The 15,042-nt window shown below is 59.2% G+C and carries 15 protein-coding genes; 11 read left to right on the top strand and 4 right to left on the bottom strand.

Features of this window, described 5'->3' with window-relative positions; translation table 11 throughout:
• Positions 1 to 14 precede the first annotated feature (14 nt).
• Together murC and ACESNB_RS00235 are read left to right on the top strand one after the other, a co-directional pair.
• On the top strand, positions 15 to 1,436 hold the full coding sequence (gene murC / locus ACESNB_RS00240) for a UDP-N-acetylmuramate--L-alanine ligase (RefSeq protein ID WP_373002326.1): 1,422 nt from the start codon (positions 15 to 17) through the stop codon (positions 1,434 to 1,436).
• Between the two features lie 167 nt (positions 1,437 to 1,603).
• On the top strand, positions 1,604 to 3,088 hold the full coding sequence (locus ACESNB_RS00235; RefSeq protein ID WP_373002322.1) for an MFS transporter: 1,485 nt from the start codon (positions 1,604 to 1,606) through the stop codon (positions 3,086 to 3,088).
• A gap of 31 nt (positions 3,089 to 3,119) precedes the next feature.
• On the opposite strand, the gene ACESNB_RS00230 is transcribed toward ACESNB_RS00235, so the two are convergent.
• From ACESNB_RS00230 to ACESNB_RS00220, 3 genes are all read right to left on the bottom strand, one after another.
• Positions 3,120 to 3,731 (bottom strand): TadE/TadG family type IV pilus assembly protein, encoded by a 612-nt coding sequence (locus ACESNB_RS00230; RefSeq protein WP_373002319.1) that lies wholly within the window; start codon positions 3,729 to 3,731, stop codon positions 3,120 to 3,122.
• 3 nt (positions 3,732 to 3,734) lie between these two features.
• Positions 3,735 to 4,295, bottom strand: a complete 561-nt coding sequence (locus ACESNB_RS00225; RefSeq protein ID WP_373002316.1) for a TadE/TadG family type IV pilus assembly protein — start codon at positions 4,293 to 4,295, stop codon at positions 3,735 to 3,737.
• A 183-nt stretch (positions 4,296 to 4,478) separates the two neighbouring features.
• Positions 4,479 to 4,922 carry a pilus assembly protein N-terminal domain-containing protein gene (locus ACESNB_RS00220; RefSeq protein ID WP_373002313.1) on the bottom strand — a complete coding sequence of 148 codons (444 nt, stop codon included), beginning with the start codon at positions 4,920 to 4,922 and terminating at the stop codon, positions 4,479 to 4,481.
• A gap of 269 nt (positions 4,923 to 5,191) precedes the next feature.
• Here ACESNB_RS00220 and ACESNB_RS00215 point away from each other — a divergent pair, with 269 nt between their 5' ends.
• The 9 genes from ACESNB_RS00215 (at position 5,192) to ACESNB_RS00175 (ending at position 14,310) form a co-directional block, all read left to right on the top strand.
• Positions 5,192 to 5,356 (top strand): Flp family type IVb pilin, encoded by a 165-nt coding sequence (locus ACESNB_RS00215; RefSeq protein ID WP_373002310.1) that lies wholly within the window; start codon positions 5,192 to 5,194, stop codon positions 5,354 to 5,356.
• Between the two features lie 172 nt (positions 5,357 to 5,528).
• On the top strand, positions 5,529 to 6,044 hold the full coding sequence (locus ACESNB_RS00210) for a prepilin peptidase (RefSeq protein WP_373002308.1): 516 nt from the start codon (positions 5,529 to 5,531) through the stop codon (positions 6,042 to 6,044).
• A gap of 101 nt (positions 6,045 to 6,145) precedes the next feature.
• On the top strand, positions 6,146 to 6,994 hold the full coding sequence (cpaB, locus tag ACESNB_RS00205) for a Flp pilus assembly protein CpaB (protein WP_373002304.1): 849 nt from the start codon (positions 6,146 to 6,148) through the stop codon (positions 6,992 to 6,994).
• Between the two features lie 2 nt (positions 6,995 to 6,996).
• Complete coding sequence (locus tag ACESNB_RS00200) at positions 6,997 to 8,565, top strand: type II and III secretion system protein family protein (protein ID WP_373002301.1); 1,569 nt, start codon at positions 6,997 to 6,999, stop codon at positions 8,563 to 8,565.
• A 20-nt stretch (positions 8,566 to 8,585) separates the two neighbouring features.
• Positions 8,586 to 9,287 (top strand): CpaD family pilus assembly protein, encoded by a 702-nt coding sequence (locus tag ACESNB_RS00195; protein ID WP_373002299.1) that lies wholly within the window; start codon positions 8,586 to 8,588, stop codon positions 9,285 to 9,287.
• Positions 9,288 to 9,320: 33 nt separating this feature from the next.
• Positions 9,321 to 10,721, top strand: a complete 1,401-nt coding sequence (locus ACESNB_RS00190) for an AAA family ATPase (RefSeq protein ID WP_373002296.1) — start codon at positions 9,321 to 9,323, stop codon at positions 10,719 to 10,721.
• A 23-nt stretch (positions 10,722 to 10,744) separates the two neighbouring features.
• Positions 10,745 to 12,235, top strand: a complete 1,491-nt coding sequence (locus tag ACESNB_RS00185) for an ATPase, T2SS/T4P/T4SS family (RefSeq protein WP_373002293.1) — start codon at positions 10,745 to 10,747, stop codon at positions 12,233 to 12,235.
• A gap of 3 nt (positions 12,236 to 12,238) precedes the next feature.
• Positions 12,239 to 13,270 carry a type II secretion system F family protein gene (locus tag ACESNB_RS00180; RefSeq protein WP_373002290.1) on the top strand — a complete coding sequence of 344 codons (1,032 nt, stop codon included), beginning with the start codon at positions 12,239 to 12,241 and terminating at the stop codon, positions 13,268 to 13,270.
• 11 nt (positions 13,271 to 13,281) lie between these two features.
• On the top strand, positions 13,282 to 14,310 hold the full coding sequence (locus ACESNB_RS00175; RefSeq protein ID WP_373002287.1) for a type II secretion system F family protein: 1,029 nt from the start codon (positions 13,282 to 13,284) through the stop codon (positions 14,308 to 14,310).
• A gap of 142 nt (positions 14,311 to 14,452) precedes the next feature.
• On the opposite strand, the gene ACESNB_RS00170 is transcribed toward ACESNB_RS00175, so the two are convergent.
• Positions 14,453 to 15,042: tetratricopeptide repeat protein (locus ACESNB_RS00170; protein ID WP_373002284.1), on the bottom strand; the 590-nt coding region annotated here is incomplete at its 5' end.

Genomic DNA, 15,042 nt, shown 5'->3' with positions numbered 1-15,042 from the left:
AATGGGTTTCTGCCATGACTTCACCCACGCCTTTCGATCTCGGCCCCGCACATATCGTCGGCATTGGCGGTATCGGCATGTCGGGCATTGCCGATGTGATGCTGACCATGGGCTACCAGGTCCAGGGCTCGGATATATCCGACAGCACCAATGTGCAGCGCCTGCGGGAGAAGGGGGCCAATATCTTCATCGGCCATCGCGGCGAGAACGTGAAGGGGGCCGGCACGGTGATCATTTCCTCGGCGATCAGGAGGGACAATCCGGAAGTGCTGGCGGCGCGGGCAGCGGGCATTCCCGTGGTGCGCCGGGCCAATATGCTGGCTGAAATCACGCGGCTCAAATACACGGTCTGCGTGGCTGGCACCCACGGCAAGACGACGACGACGAGCATGGTGGCGTGCCTGCTGGACGGCTGCGGCATCGATCCGACCGTGATCAATGGCGGGATCATTCACGCCTATGGCTCGAACTACAAGGCGGGAGAAAGCGACTGGATGGTGGTGGAGAGTGATGAGAGCGACGGGACGTTCGCCAAGCTGCACCCGACTTGTGCCATCGTCACGAATATCGATCCTGAGCATATGGACCATTACGGCTCCATGGATAAGCTGCGCGAAGCCTTTGATACCTTTGTGGAAAACCTTCCGTTCTACGGGTTCGCCGTACTCTGCACCGACCATCCCGAAGTCCAGGACCTGGCGGCCCGCGTCACCGACCGGCGGCGGATCAGCTATGGATTCAACCGGCAGGCCGATGTGCGGGCGTTGAATCTGAAGACCGACCTCGACGGTGCGCATTTCGATGTCGCATTGCGGCGCCCGGGCTCGGCAAGCCCGCGGATCATCAAGGACCTGACGCTGCCAATGGCGGGTGAGCACAATGTGCAGAACGCCCTGGCGGCGATCACCGTGGCGCTGGAACTGGGCGCAACCGACGACCAGATCAAGGCGTCGTTGGCGGCGTTTGGCGGGGTCAAGCGGCGGTTTACGACGGTGGGGGAATGGGCGCCCGAAGGGGGTGGCAAGGGTGTGGTGCGCATCATCGACGATTATGGCCACCATCCAGTCGAGATCGTCGCCGTTTTAAAGGCCGCGCGGTCCATGCTTGGCCAGGGCCAGTTGATCGCCATCTGCCAGCCGCACCGCTACACGCGCCTGCGAGACCTGTTCGAAGACTTTTCACGCTGCTTCGATGCGGCTGACGAAGTGTTCGTCGCACCGGTCTACGAGGCTGGCGAGGCCCCGATTGAGGGCATCACGCACGAGACGCTGGTTGCCAGCGTCAAGCGGCACGGCCACCGGGGCGCGCATGTGCTTGGGTCGCTGGATGACATGCCTGAAGCCATCCGGGGCATCGCCAAGCCTGGCGGCATGGTTGTCTGTCTCGGGGCGGGGGACATCACCAAATATGCCGGTGAGCTTGCGGACAAGCTCTGATCGCGGCAAGCGGTGGGGCGGCTCGTGCTGTTACCACACCAAAAGTTTACCCGACGCGAACATGCCTTAAATGGCCAAATCGCTTTCCTCGCCGCGTGGAATATCGCACGGTTGCGGAAAGACGGCGAACAATGATGCCGCAGACCTATCCGGGAGATTGTCGCCGAATGACTGAATTACTGGCCGCTGCGCCGCTGACCGAGAATGCTGCAAAACAGGCGGCTGTGAGCGGAGGGCCTTTTGGCATCAAGGGCTTGGCCTGGGCCATCTTCGAAGGCGCACGCAACCCCTACTATAATCTCATCGTCATCTACATCTTTGCCCCGTATTTCGCCGAAGTCATGGTGGGCGGCGGCGAATTGGGCCTGACACTGTCTGGCCTGACCATCACGATGGCGGGCATCGTCACGGCGCTGACGGCGCCGTTCCTCGGTGTCGTTGCCGACAAGGCGGGCAGGCGAAAGCCGCTTATAGCCGTGTTTATGGCGGTCATGGTGGTGTGCTCTTTCGCCCTTTGGTGGGCTCGGCCCGAGGGTCCTCTGACCATGTGGCCCACCATGTTTGTGCTGGCGATCGCTTATTGTTGCTACGGGTATTCGGAAGTGCTCCACAATGCGATGCTGCCGACGGCTGGGCGCCCCAACGCGCTGCCGATCATTTCGGGCCTTGGCTTGTCGATGGGCAATATCCTGAGTGTCGGGATCCTGATTTTCTTCCTGTTTGGCCTGCTGCTGCCTGGATCGGGCTTGCCATTCGCGGCGGATGAGCAGTTGATCGCCTTGGACCTAGCTACGAACGAACCACAGCGCTTTGCGGGTCCGTTTGTGGCCGTATGGATGGCGGTAATGCTGATCCCGTTCTTCGTGTTCATGCCGGATGGCCTGAGCAAGGGATTGAGCTGGAAGCGGGCAGCCGGAGACGTGTTCAAAGGTGAGGACCGTCATGACGGCAACCCGCAATCGTTTCTGCAGCGCGCGATCGTGTTCCGGGATTACCTCGTGAAGTTGTTCCGGGACCATCCCCATACAATGCGGTTCCTGATCGCTCGCACGATCTATGCAGATGCCATGGCGGCGCTGCTGACGCTGGGTGCGGTGTTCGCAAAAACCTTCCTCGGCTGGAGCGGTGTAGAGATTCTGTTCTACGGGATCACGGGCGTCCTGTTCGGGGCGGTCGGCGGATTTGTCGGCGGGTTCCTTGATCGTGTCCTTGGGCCGAAACTCGCACTGGTCTGGGAAATTTCCGTGCTGACCGTCCTGCTGCTGGTGCAGCTGTCGATCACACCGGAAGCCCTGTTATTCGGTCTGATCCCGAGCGGGACGCCGATCTGGAGCAGCCCGTTCTTCGACACTTTGTCGGATGTGACCTATTTCCTGTTCGTGATTCCAGTGGCGATTGCCGTCGTGGCGTCGATTTCGTCCAGCCGCTACATGCTGGTGCACATCGCGCCGCATGACAGGATCGGTGAATTCTTCGGTCTCTACGCGATTGCCGGGACGGTGACCGTGTGGATGGGGCCGGGCCTTGTCAGCCTGCTGACCTGGCTGACAGGCAACCAGCGCATCGGCATGGGGGGTATCGGCTTCATGTTCCTGCTGGGCCTGATCATCCTGTGGAAAGTTCACGCGCCAAAGCGGGGCTTCGACGCGTGATATCCGGGATTAAGCAGGACAGGCCAGCCCGCTAGCTTGTTGGCCCGAATGATTTGCCGTCATCATCGGCGTCATGCGTGCGGCTGATTTCGTTGACGCGGCGTGGACGCAGGTAGAATTTGTCGTCCACCGTCTTTTCGGTCTTCAGAACGTAGCCGAAGGGGCTTTTGAACGTGTACTCGACTTCTGCCAGGATCACCGAGCCTGGGGAGGGAATGATGCCGGAAGGAACGGTTATCGCGGAGCCCTGGGCATAGGCGGAGATGTTGTAGGCATCTGACCAGTCAACGCGTGGAACGCCGTCGCCATTGTCGACGATGCTGGTGATCCGGAGGTTGGCCTCCGTCGCATCATACGGCTGCATCATGACTTTTGCTGCTGCGAACATCTCGCCCATGTCCGCATCCGTCACGGTCGCAAGACGGGCGGTAAGGTCACCGAGGCTGGCGCTGGTGGAGGTGACCCGGCGGTCCATGCGCATCAGGAAGCTGAGCTCGATACAGCCGAAATAGATCAGGACCATGACCGGCGCGATGATGGCAAACTCCACCGCCGACACACCCTGTTCATTATAGTGCAGGCCCTGGATGCCACGCCATTTCAGGCGGGGATTGATCCGGGAGAGAAGGGACTTGCGGGACATGAACTAGTCTCCAAAGGGTTCGTTGCGGAAAACGGCATTCGCCTGCACCAGGTATTTTGAACCGGCCATGTTAGACAGCGGCGCAGTAATGAAGGGTGTCATCAAGCGCCATTCGTAGAAAACGCGCACGGCCACGATCTCGTTGGGACCGCCGGGTTCATAGGCAAAGCCGGCATCATCGAAATTGCCATCCAGATCGACCGGGCGCTCGAAGCTGGCGGCGCCGAATTCGTCAAGCGACTTGACGTCTATGTGCAGCTTGTCGTCACAGTCCAGCAGTCCGAAGAAGCTGCCGCAAACCGACTGGCGGAAATTGGTCTCGTCAAATCCGCTTTCCTGAGCCTGACCGGTCCGGATTTGCCGGGACGCGTCGGCGACGGAGTGTTCGAGTACAGTCGAGACGAGAAACATGAGGCAGACTTCGAGCAGGCCGAAGATCAGCAGAAAGAACGGAATGGCGACCATGGCGAATTCGACGGCCGCCGCCCCACGCCGGTCGCTGGCATACGCATTCCAGGACGCCTTGAGGCGCGAAGCAAGGATGTCGAAGCGGAAGCTGACCATTTTCAAACCCCAAACAGACGATTGTCTCAGCGCTACCAGATACCAGACCTGGGTTTGCCCCCGATTTATCGGAAACGTAAAATTTCATCTATCTGGCGCCCAATTTGGATCGCGCTCGTCCCGGAAATGCAAACGACCGCCTCCGGAGACGCGGTCGTTGCAGCGTGCTAAATGGATGCGAGCCTAGTTGCCACTGTTCAGGTCCTGAGTAGATTTCTGCTGCGTGAGGAGGGCATCGAAATAGTCGATCTGATCGCCGATGCTCATGACCGAGCGGCATTCGGGGGCGCAGTCATAGGTGAAATTCTGGCCGGAGCGATTGACCGTCACAAGGTTTGACGAATTGACAGTGACGACAACTTCGGTCGAAAAAATCTGGTCGCCGGCCTTGTTGAAGATCATGAGATTGGTCGTGCCGAACGTCTTTCCGGTGATGAAAATGAGGTGTTCGTCGTGAACGGCGACGTCGGCGACATTCTTGTTGCCGAGTACGATGCTCGCTGCAGACCCCGGGATGCGAACGGGGATGGTCTTGTTGGCTTCGACGGACAGCTGCCCGGCCGCAGCGGTTGCGACGAACAGCGATCCTGCCAGCGCCAGGGTGCAGGACTTGGCCAATATGTTCATTTCTCGGGCTCCAGGTTCGGTTTCGGGAATCTTCGCTCAAGAAGGTTGCCTGTTTCCTAATAGTGCGGAGATCGCGCAAATCCGACATCATACTATAGGGACCGATTTCGACGGATCGCGCATTGGACGAGAGTAAACAAAACCCTGATTTGCCTTCACGGATTATCTGTATTCCGTAACGCGATATTGAGAATAGTCCTGTAGTTTCAGTGTTGTCCCGGGAAGAAAAAAATGTCCGAGGCTTATTTAACGCATGATGGGAGTTTCCAATGTTTGCACGTTTTCTTAAAGACGAGTCCGGCGCCACGGCTATCGAATACGGCCTGATCGCTGCTCTGATCGCTGTCGCTATCATCGGTGGCGTTACCGCCCTCGGTAACAGCGCCAACACCACGTTCACGACTGTTTCGACGGCTATGACGAACGCCAACTAAATAGTCGACCGAATTTATTCGGTTCGCAGAAAGGCCGCCAGGGAAACCTGGCGGCCTTTTCTTTTGTCCCCAAACCGGACGGGACGGCCCAATGAGGCGGAGCAGAATTAAAAACTTCCTTTAGTCTTTTCCGTCACGGTGCGGCCGAGTCGAAGAATGAAGGAGCGGGCGAATGATCTTGAACATCCTCGGAGGTGTGTTTCTGGCCCTGTGCGTCTTTGCGGCGATGCACGACGTCAACCGACTGACGATTCCGAACTGGCTGAACCTGGCGCTGGCGGGCCTGTTCGTGCCTGCAGCTGCGATCTCCGGTGTCCCGATGGAAATCATCGGGGGGCATCTGATGGTCGCCGCCCTCGCCTTCATGGTGGCCTTCGGCCTGTTCGCCTTTAACATATTCGGGGGAGGGGATGCCAAGATGATTCCTGCCGTGATGCTATGGCTGGGGCCGGATGCGGGTATTACCTTCGTTTTTGTCATGGCACTCACAGGCGGGGCCTTTGCGCTGCTGATCCTGTCTGTCCGCCGACTTATCCCGGCCGCGGCCTTGCCGGGATTGATCCGTGCACCATTCGAAGAAAATGCCGGTGTTCCCTATGGAGTCGCGATTGCGGCCGGCGTGCTCGTGGCTGCGCCAGCGTCTCCATTCCTTGCCAACTTGTTAAGCCAAATCAGTCTTTTCAGTTAACCAAGCCTTAGGCCTGATCATGGAAGTATCCGGTTTGGATGGGGATTCTGCCTGATTGTGGTGGCCCATCGCATTTAGTCATCACAAGGGAGTGGCGCCCAATGTCGCCGATGCGTCTTATCATTCTGTGCGGTGCTGCCCTTGCAGCCATGGCCGCCGCATTCCTGGTTCGCAACATGTCGGCACCGACGACCGTGACGCAAACGGTTACTGAGCTGCAGACCGAGATCCAGACCACGCAGGTTTCCGAAGTCAAAGTACTGGTTTCCCGACGTGACCTGGCGATCGGTGACCGCCTGGCGACAAGCGATTTCGAATGGGCACCCTGGCCGGAATTGAACATTGTCGACGGCTATCTCACCGAAGCCAAAAATCCCGATGGCATCGAGCAGATGGCCGGCGCGATTGTCCGGATTCCAATCTTCAATCGCGAACCGATCCTGCCGGGCAAACTCGTCCTGGCAAATGATTCCAGCCTTATGGCCGCCTTGCTGTCACCGGGAATGCGCGCCATCTCGGTCGAGATTTCGACCGAATCAGCTTCGGGTGGCTTCATCCTGCCAAATGACAAGGTCGACGTGATCCTCACGCATGAAGTCCAGGTGCAGACCGAACAGATGGTCACTGAGCGTCCGGCAACGACGACAATCATCAAGAATGTTCGTGTCTTGGCAATCGACCAGGTTTTCAAGCCGGATGAAAACGGCGGAACTTCCCAGATCGGCAACACGGCGACGCTGGAAGTCTCGTCGAAGGAAGCTGAGTTGGTGGCGCTGTCGCAACGCATGGGAACACTGTCGCTGTCATTGCGCCCCTGGTCGGATGCCGGAGACAGCATGGGCCGCGAATCGCGCACCGACATGCTGAGTGGCGATGGTGGAAATGGCGCCGGAGGCATCATGATTTACCGCAATGGCCAGGCCACGTCGGCCGGGCTTGGGGGAAGCTGAAGATGAACATGTCCCGCCCGTTCCGGAATTGCCTTGTCATGGCGTTCGCAGCGACCATGCCGCTTTTAGCGCATGCGACACCCAATGATCTGGGCACAACGATCACGAGACCAGGTGAGACGGGCGTTTCACAGCAGGTTACGCTGGGGCTGAGCAAGTCGATGATTATCGATCTAGATTCGCCTGCCGCAGACGTTGTCATCACGAACCCGGCTATCGCCGATGCCGTGGTGCAGACGGCCAAACGGATCATTTTCCGCGGTGTCGCCTATGGGCAGACGAATGCCTTTGTATTCGACCGCGACGGAAACCAGCTGCTGAACCTTGAAATCAATGTCGAAACTGACATGACCAGCCTTCACAAGCTGATCGAGCGGCATGTGCCGGATGCGCGCGTCAACGTCGAAGGCCTCAATGGAAACGTGCTGATAACGGGCATTGTCGACGATATGGCGCAATCCGACCAGGTGCAGCGCCTTGTTGCGGCTTTCCTCGGCGGCGGTGACGAAATGCAGTTCGTCAACATGATCCAGATCGCAGCCAAGGATCAGGTCATGCTGGAGGTGCGCATTGTCGAAATGCAGCGCACGGCGATCAAGCAGCTCGGCATCAACCTGTCCGGCACGCCTGCTTTCGGTGACATGGCCAGGCTGGTCGAGAAGCAATTGTTTTCCGATACGAACGGTGACGGTATTCCGGAATCGACCGGAACGACCGGCCTCGTGCCCGGCCTTCCGCAAACATTCCAGGGCTCGCTCAGCGCCAGTAACAGCTTTCCAATCCAGGGGCAGGCGCTTGGCGGTCTTGGCGGCTCCCTGACCTATTCCAACTATGTCGGTTCCGACCTGCAATCGAGCGTCGGTGCCACGATCGATGCACTGGAGCGGATCGGTGTCGTCAAGACGCTGGCCGAGCCGAATATTGTTGCAATGTCTGGCGAAAGCGCCAAGTTCCTCGCGGGCGGCGAGTTTCCCGTGCCGGTCGGGCAGGACAATAACGGCCGCGTGTCGATCGAATTCAAGCCTTATGGTGTGGGCCTTGGTTTCACGCCTGTTGTCCTCTCCGAGGGCCGGATTTCCCTCAAAGTGTCGACCGAAGTATCGGAACTCACCAACCAGGGCGCCTATCAGGGCGCCTCGCAGACAGGTATCGATTCGGACGGCAACCTGGTCACGATCGCCGGGATCACAATTCCGGCCCTGTCAGTTCGCCGCGCAGAATCGGTGATCGAACTGCCATCGGGCGGATCGATGATGATGGCGGGCCTGATCCAGTCCAAGACACGCCAGACGCTGGACCAGATACCCGGGCTCAAGAAGCTGCCAATCCTCGGCGCCTTGTTCCAATCGCGTGATTTCCTTCAGGACGAGTCAGAACTGGTGGTCATCGTGACGCCCTACCTGGTCGATCCGACCCAGAAGAACCAGCTGCGGACGCCAGCGGACGGATATGCCAACGCCTCGGACGCCAAGTCGATCTTCTTTGGCAAGCTGAACGAGCAGTACGGCAAGGACGGCGCGCCAGTGGACGCCAAGAATTATCGCTCCCCTGTGGGCTTTATTGAAGAGTGAGGGACGTCAGGATGAACCCGATGCTTAAACCAACACAGGCCCTGATCGCTGCGGGCTTTGCCCTGACCGGCCTCGCCGGATGCGCGAGCCATGCCCCGACGGCTGTGCCGCAAGCGTACCTTGAGGGCACCGCGCTCGACCGCAACGCAATCGGCGTGTCGAAGCGTACCGAATTCCTTGAAGTGGATATCAGCCCGGTTTCCAGCGAACTCACGCTGAAGGACCGTGCCAGGATTGAAGCCTTTGTCCGCACCTATCGTTCAAAGGGCCACGGTCCGCTGATCATGTCGCTGCCCGAAACCAGCGACAATTCACAACTGGCCGTCTCGGCAGTCGCTGCGGCGCGCGAGATCGCCTGGCAGAATGGTGTCGAGTATAGCGAAATTGCAGGCAGCAGCCATGGTGCGGGATCGGACAAATCCGAACCGATGATCCTGGCCTTCCAAGTTTATGACGCGATCAAGCCGGACTGCAAATCGATGGCTGAGTACGACGTGTCGGACATCCGCTCGAACAATGAGATGCCAAGCCTCGGCTGCGCAATCCGCACGAACCTTTCTGCCATGATCGCAGACCCGGCCGACCTTCTGGGCCAGCGCGAACTCGAAGAAGGCGACGCGATGCGCCGACAGGTTATCCTGCAGAAATTCCGAGAGGGCGAATCCACTGCATCTGCCCGCTCGTCGGAAGAATCCGGAACAATATCTGACGCAGTCAATTGATAGCCGGCTGCCGAGTAGAAGGACGAGAGTATAATGTCGAACGAAAAAGCGCTCTTTGAAGACGATTTCGATTCTGACTTCGAAGATGTCTTCGCAGAAGAAGCCCCTGTCGACGGACTTGCCGCGCCGGCCAATGATGCGTTCGGCTCGCTGATGGATGACGATGCCGATCCGGCGGCGATTCCTGAGCAGAAGCAATTGGTGGCTGACCAGCCGGTCTTCTCGATGCCGGACCGGAACGGCGGGGATGTCCCGCTGCCTGCCATCTCGATCAAGGTGTTCTACGAGCGTGACGAAACGCGAGATCTGATGGACGTTTGCTCGCAAGACCGCCGCATGGGCCGCGCCACGCTGGAATCGGTTCCCGGCGGGATTGCGGCTGCGACGGCCTATATGCAGCAAAATCCGACTCCGAACCTTTTGATGGTCGAGTCGTCTGCGGCAGCTCAGCAGGTGCTGGCCGAGATCGATGCGCTGGCCGAGCATTGCGACGAAAACGTGCAGGTCATGGTTGTCGGTACCGTCAACGACATCAAGCTTTATCGCCAGCTGGTCGCCCGCGGCGTCAGCGAATACCTCGTGCCGCCATTTGATCCGATCCAGATCATCCGTTCGATATCCACTCTCTTCGTCGATCCTGACCGACCTTTCGTTGGCAAGCAGATCTCCGTGATTGGTGCGAAGGGCGGGGTAGGGTCGTCGACGATCGCTCACAACCTGGCCTGGGCCCTGGCGGAAAATGCGCGCGTCAACACGACGCTGGTCGATCTCGACCTGTCATTCGGAACAACCGCGCTCGACTTCAACCAGGAGACACCGCAGACCATCGCTGATGCGCTTCTAGCCCCCGAAAGGGCAGATGATGCCGTCATCGAGCGGCTCCTGGCAAAAGCTACCGACCGCCTGTCGCTCTTCACGGCACCTGCGACGATCAATCAGATCATGGACATTCCTGACGAGGCCTTCACCACGGTCATCGAGAGTGTCCGGCGCAATGTGCCCTATATGGTGCTCGACCTGCCGCACACGTGGAGCCGCTGGGTGCAGCGCACGCTCGTGGCCTCCGATGAGGTCATCATTGTCTGCCAGCCGGACCTGGCATCGCTGCGAAACGGCAAGAATTTCATGGACCAGCTCAAGGGCCAGCGACCCAACGATAATCCACCGCGTCTCGTGCTGAACATGTGCGGCGTTCCGAAGCGGCCTGAAATACCGGTGAAGGATTTCGCGGCGGCGATCGGCGTGGAGCCGGAAATCATCCTGCCATTTGAGCCGGAGCTGTTTGGCACGGCAGCAAATAACGGACAGATGATCTCGGAAACGGATGCGACATCGCGCGCGTCAATGGCAATCGATCACCTAGCGTCCGTATTGACGGGCAGGGCGGTTGTGCAGCCCACGAAATCGATTTTCCAAAAACTCCTCGGCAAATAGAACTCAAGGGAAAGGGCCCGTAAATGGCCTTCGGCAAACGTTCAGGATCTCCAGCAGTTTCAGCGCCGGCGGCGCCAAAGCCCCCGGCTCCTGTGGCGCAGCGACGTCCCCAGGCCATGAAGCCGAAGGCGCCCGAGCCGGTGCCTGTAAAGGGTGCTCCGAAGCCGCTTGCTTCGCAACCGGTCAAGGCCAAGAAGCCTGAGCCCAAGCCGGAGCCGGTTCGCAAGGTGAACCAGCAATCGGAACAGTATTACGCCACCAAGACGACCGTTTTCAATGCGCTGATCGACACGATCGACCTGTCGCAACTTGCCCAGCTGGATGCCGAGAGCGCACGCGAGGAAATTCGCGATATCGTTGTGGAAATTATCAGTATCAAGAATGTGGTGATGTCGCTCTCTGAGCAGGAGCAGCTGCTTGACGACATCTGTAACGACGTTCTTGGGTACGGTCCGCTGGAGCCATTGCTCGCGCGTGACGACATTGCCGATATCATGGTCAATGGTGCGGATACGACCTATATCGAAGTCAACGGCAAGATCGAACGCACCAATATCAGGTTCCGCGACAATGCCCAGCTCATGAATATCTGCCAGCGCATCGTGAGCCAGGTTGGCCGCCGCGTTGACGAAAGTTCGCCAATCTGTGACGCGCGCCTGCTCGACGGGTCACGCGTGAACGTCATTGCGCCGCCGTTGGCAATCGACGGCCCGACGCTTACCATTCGTAAGTTCAAAAAGGACAAGCTGCAGCTGCAGGATCTGGTCAATTTCGGATCGATCAGCGAAGCGGGTGCCGAAGTCCTGCGTATTATCGGTCACTCGCGCTGCAACGTCCTGATCTCTGGCGGTACAGGTTCGGGCAAGACAACGCTTCTCAACTGTCTCACGGCCTTCATCGAGCCCGGCGAGCGCGTCATTACCTGTGAAGACTCCGCCGAACTCCAGCTTCAGCAGCCGCACGTCGTGCGCCTCGAAACCCGCCCGCCGAACATCGAAGGCTCGGGCGAGGTCACAATGCGCGAACTGGTCAAGAACTGCCTGCGTATGCGTCCAGAACGCATCATCGTGGGCGAGGTGCGTGGCCCTGAAGCATTTGACCTCCTGCAGGCGATGAACACAGGCCACGATGGCTCGATGGGAACGCTGCACGCCAACAGCCCGCGCGAAGCTCTCAGCCGTTTGGAATCCATGATTACAATGGGCGGCTTCTCGCTGCCGGCCAGGACGATCCGTGAAATGATCGTTGGATCGATCGACGTTGTTGTGCAGGCTTCTCGCCTTCGTGACGGTTCGCGCCGTATCATGTGCATCACCGAGGTGATGGGCATGGAAGGGGACACGATCGTGCTGCAGGACGTCCTGAAATTCGAGATGGATGGCGAAGACGCGGACGGCAAGATCATCGGTTCACATCGCGGCACCGGCATCGGGCGTCCGCGGTTCTGGGAGCGCGCCTCATATTTTAACCTTGAGCGTGAACTCGCAGCCGCGCTAGACGCGCTCGGGAGCTGATTCATGGACAATAGCTTGATGATCTACGCCGTTGCCGGGCTGGCATTTGTTGCGCTTGCCGGCGTCGGCCTGGCGTTCACGAGTGGTGACGCAGACGCGGCACGCAAGCGCGCCAAGGCCATCGGCGCGGGTGCCACATCCGGCAAGGCACGCGGTGGCAAGGCGCATGATGAAAATTCCAAGCGACGCGCCAAGACACAGGAAATGCTCGATAACCTGCGCAAGCAGGACAAGGAGCGCCGCAAGTCGATCACACCGCGTGACATCGGTTCAAAGCTTGCACAGGCGGGCCTGGATTTTCCGGTCTCTGCGTTCTGGATCGGTTCACTGGTCATGGGTACGCTTTGCGCTGTGCTGATCTACATGTCAGGTGCCGACGGACTGGTGGTTTTCGGCATGTCGCTCAAGAGCAAGCCCGTCATGATCGGCGGCGCGTTCATCGCAGGCACTTTGTGGGTTCCGCGGCTATTCCTGAGCGTGCTGGCCAAACGCCGTCACAAGAAAATGATCAACCAGTTCGCGGACGCGCTGGATATTATCGTGCGAGGCGTGAAAACCGGTCTGGCGCTCAATGAATGTATCCGCATCATCGCCAAGGAAAGCCCGGATCCGCTCCGCACTGAGTTCGCCTCACTGGCCGACAACCTTGCAATGGGCGCTGGCCTTGAGCGCTCGCTGAGTGCCTTCTACAAGCGCATGCCGCTGCAGGAGATAAACTTTTTCGTCATTGTGCTGCTGATCCAGGCCAAGGCAGGCGGCAACCTTTCCGAGGCGCTGGGCAACCTGTCGACCGTTATCCGCTCGCGCAAGATGATGCGCGAGAAGGTCAACGCGCTGTCGTCCGAAGCCAAGGCGTCAGGCATGATCATCGGCGCGCTCCCGTTTGCGGTAGGCCTGATGGTCTACATGACCACGCCCAGTTACATCATGCAGCTATTCATCACCGAGACGGGCCATGTCATCCTCACGGTTGCGGCGACCATGATGACCCTGGGCATCCTCACGATGAAAAAAATGATCAACTTCGACATGTAGGGTGACGGATTATGTATGATTTCATTCTGTCACTGACTCGTCCCGATACGCTGGCGGCCTATCTCGTTGCGGCGGCCGTGTTTGCGACCTTCGTCACGGTATTCCTGCCTTACCTGAAGGGTGACAAGCTCGAGACGCGTCTCAAGGCTGTGTCGAACCAGCGCGAAAAGCTGCGCAAGCAGAGCCGCGCGGCTCTGGAGACCAAGGGTCTCCGGCGTGAAGACAAGAGCATGATGGGTACGGTCTCGTCCAAGCTCAACCTGGCCAAGGCGCTGGAAGACCCCAATGTCGTCAAGCTCATGAACCAGGCCGGCCTGCGAGGACCGGGCCCGATCTCGGCCTTCTATTTCGCCCGGATGGCATTGCCTTTTGCCGGCCTGCTCCTGACCTTCGTCTATATTTTCTTCGTCAATGACCATGGCTTCAGCCCTGTGATGAAGTATGGCTCGCTCGCCTTCGGCATGGCGGCCGGCTTCTATGCGCCGAACATGTACGTCTCGAACCTTGCAGCCAAACGCCAGAAGTCGATCATGCTCGGCTTTCCGGACTCCCTCGACATGCTGCTGATCTGCGTCGAGGCCGGCATGTCGATCGAACTGGGCTTCAACAAGGTGAGCCAGGAGATCGGCTCTGCTTCGCCGGAACTGGCCGAGGAATTCGGGCTGACGGTCGCGGAACTCTCTTATCTGCCTGATCGCCGGATGGCCTATGACAACCTCGCCGGTCGGACAGGGCATGAAGGCGTGAAGGCGGTCTGTATGGCCCTGTCGCAAGCCGAACGTTATGGTACCCCGCTGGGCGACGCGTTGCGCGTGATGGCCAAGGAAAACCGTGAAATGCGGATGTCCGCCGCCGAGAAAAAGGCTGCGGCGCTGCCGGCAAAACTGACCGTGCCGATGATCCTGTTCTTCCTGCCCGTCTTGTTTCTCGTCGTGCTCGGCCCGGCCTACATCCAGTACAAGTCGATGAAGGGTGACAATGACGCGGCTCCGGACGTAACCGAGTTGAACATCGAGACGCGCACAAGCGATTTCGTATAGCGCGGCTTGATCACGTGTTTCAAAATGCCCGCCTGCTGACAAGCTGGCGGGCATTTCCTGTTGTTCGCGGCGTTTCCTGAAGGATGACAATGCCTGTCATGCGTTCGCTGGCAGGGCGTTCATCCGGTTCTTTGGCAGAGCGTCAGTAGGTTTTACGCAGCCGCAGGCCCGCGTCGTTTTCGGGCGTTGTGACGGTCGCAGACTCGTCCGTCACGGGCGTGGACGTTGCTGCAGCCGCGCGCTCGGCATCCGGTCCGAGCCTGTTCGAAGATGCTGGCGACGCGGGAAGCATGCCCATCTCCGCACGCTCGGCGAGGGCCTCCCAGGTGCGGGTGGGCTGCACCATTTCCCGGAGCAGTTCGACATTCTGGTCGACAATGCTGCGGGGTGCGTTGGCGCCGCTCGCGGCTTTCATCTCGTCATATTTGCCTTGGAGGCCGAGGACGAGGGCGAGGTTTTCCTTGATCCGCGTTGTCGTGTCCGGTTGCGCATCGGCAAGCCGCAATTTCTCTTCCGCGCCGACAAGGTCGCCGGACAGGGCGAGCGAGAGTCCGTAATTGGCCAGCGTCGAGATGCGGTTGGGCTCTATGCTAAGTGCCCGTTGATAGGCTTGTTGCGCATCCGCATGCCGGTCGAGCTGGTCGAGCGCGGTGCCGAGCCCGCCCCAGGCGGCTGCCATGTCGGGTTCCAGGGTGCCGGCCTGGTTGAATGCCTGCATCGCAGCGCGATAAT

Source organism: Hyphomonas sp. (assembly GCF_041689225.1).
Taxonomy (GTDB): Bacteria; Pseudomonadota; Alphaproteobacteria; order Caulobacterales; family Hyphomonadaceae; genus Hyphomonas.
This window is presented reverse-complemented; position numbering and strand designations above follow the sequence as displayed.

Excerpts from the sequence above, each read along its gene's own strand:
- murC (WP_373002326.1), top strand. The coding sequence starts at position 15 with ATGACTTCACCCACGCCTTTCGATCTCGGCCCCGCACATATCGTCGGC.
- ACESNB_RS00235 (WP_373002322.1), top strand. The coding sequence starts at position 1,604 with ATGACTGAATTACTGGCCGCTGCGCCGCTGACCGAGAATGCTGCAAAA.
- ACESNB_RS00230 (WP_373002319.1), bottom strand. The coding sequence starts at position 3,731 with ATGTCCCGCAAGTCCCTTCTCTCCCGGATCAATCCCCGCCTGAAATGG.
- ACESNB_RS00225 (WP_373002316.1), bottom strand. The coding sequence starts at position 4,295 with ATGGTCAGCTTCCGCTTCGACATCCTTGCTTCGCGCCTCAAGGCGTCC.
- ACESNB_RS00220 (WP_373002313.1), bottom strand. The coding sequence starts at position 4,922 with ATGAACATATTGGCCAAGTCCTGCACCCTGGCGCTGGCAGGATCGCTG.
- ACESNB_RS00215 (WP_373002310.1), top strand. The coding sequence starts at position 5,192 with ATGTTTGCACGTTTTCTTAAAGACGAGTCCGGCGCCACGGCTATCGAA.
- ACESNB_RS00210 (WP_373002308.1), top strand. The coding sequence starts at position 5,529 with ATGATCTTGAACATCCTCGGAGGTGTGTTTCTGGCCCTGTGCGTCTTT.
- cpaB (WP_373002304.1), top strand. The coding sequence starts at position 6,146 with ATGTCGCCGATGCGTCTTATCATTCTGTGCGGTGCTGCCCTTGCAGCC.
- ACESNB_RS00200 (WP_373002301.1), top strand. The coding sequence starts at position 6,997 with ATGAACATGTCCCGCCCGTTCCGGAATTGCCTTGTCATGGCGTTCGCA.
- ACESNB_RS00195 (WP_373002299.1), top strand. The coding sequence starts at position 8,586 with ATGCTTAAACCAACACAGGCCCTGATCGCTGCGGGCTTTGCCCTGACC.
- ACESNB_RS00190 (WP_373002296.1), top strand. The coding sequence starts at position 9,321 with ATGTCGAACGAAAAAGCGCTCTTTGAAGACGATTTCGATTCTGACTTC.
- ACESNB_RS00185 (WP_373002293.1), top strand. The coding sequence starts at position 10,745 with ATGGCCTTCGGCAAACGTTCAGGATCTCCAGCAGTTTCAGCGCCGGCG.
- ACESNB_RS00180 (WP_373002290.1), top strand. The coding sequence starts at position 12,239 with ATGGACAATAGCTTGATGATCTACGCCGTTGCCGGGCTGGCATTTGTT.
- ACESNB_RS00175 (WP_373002287.1), top strand. The coding sequence starts at position 13,282 with ATGTATGATTTCATTCTGTCACTGACTCGTCCCGATACGCTGGCGGCC.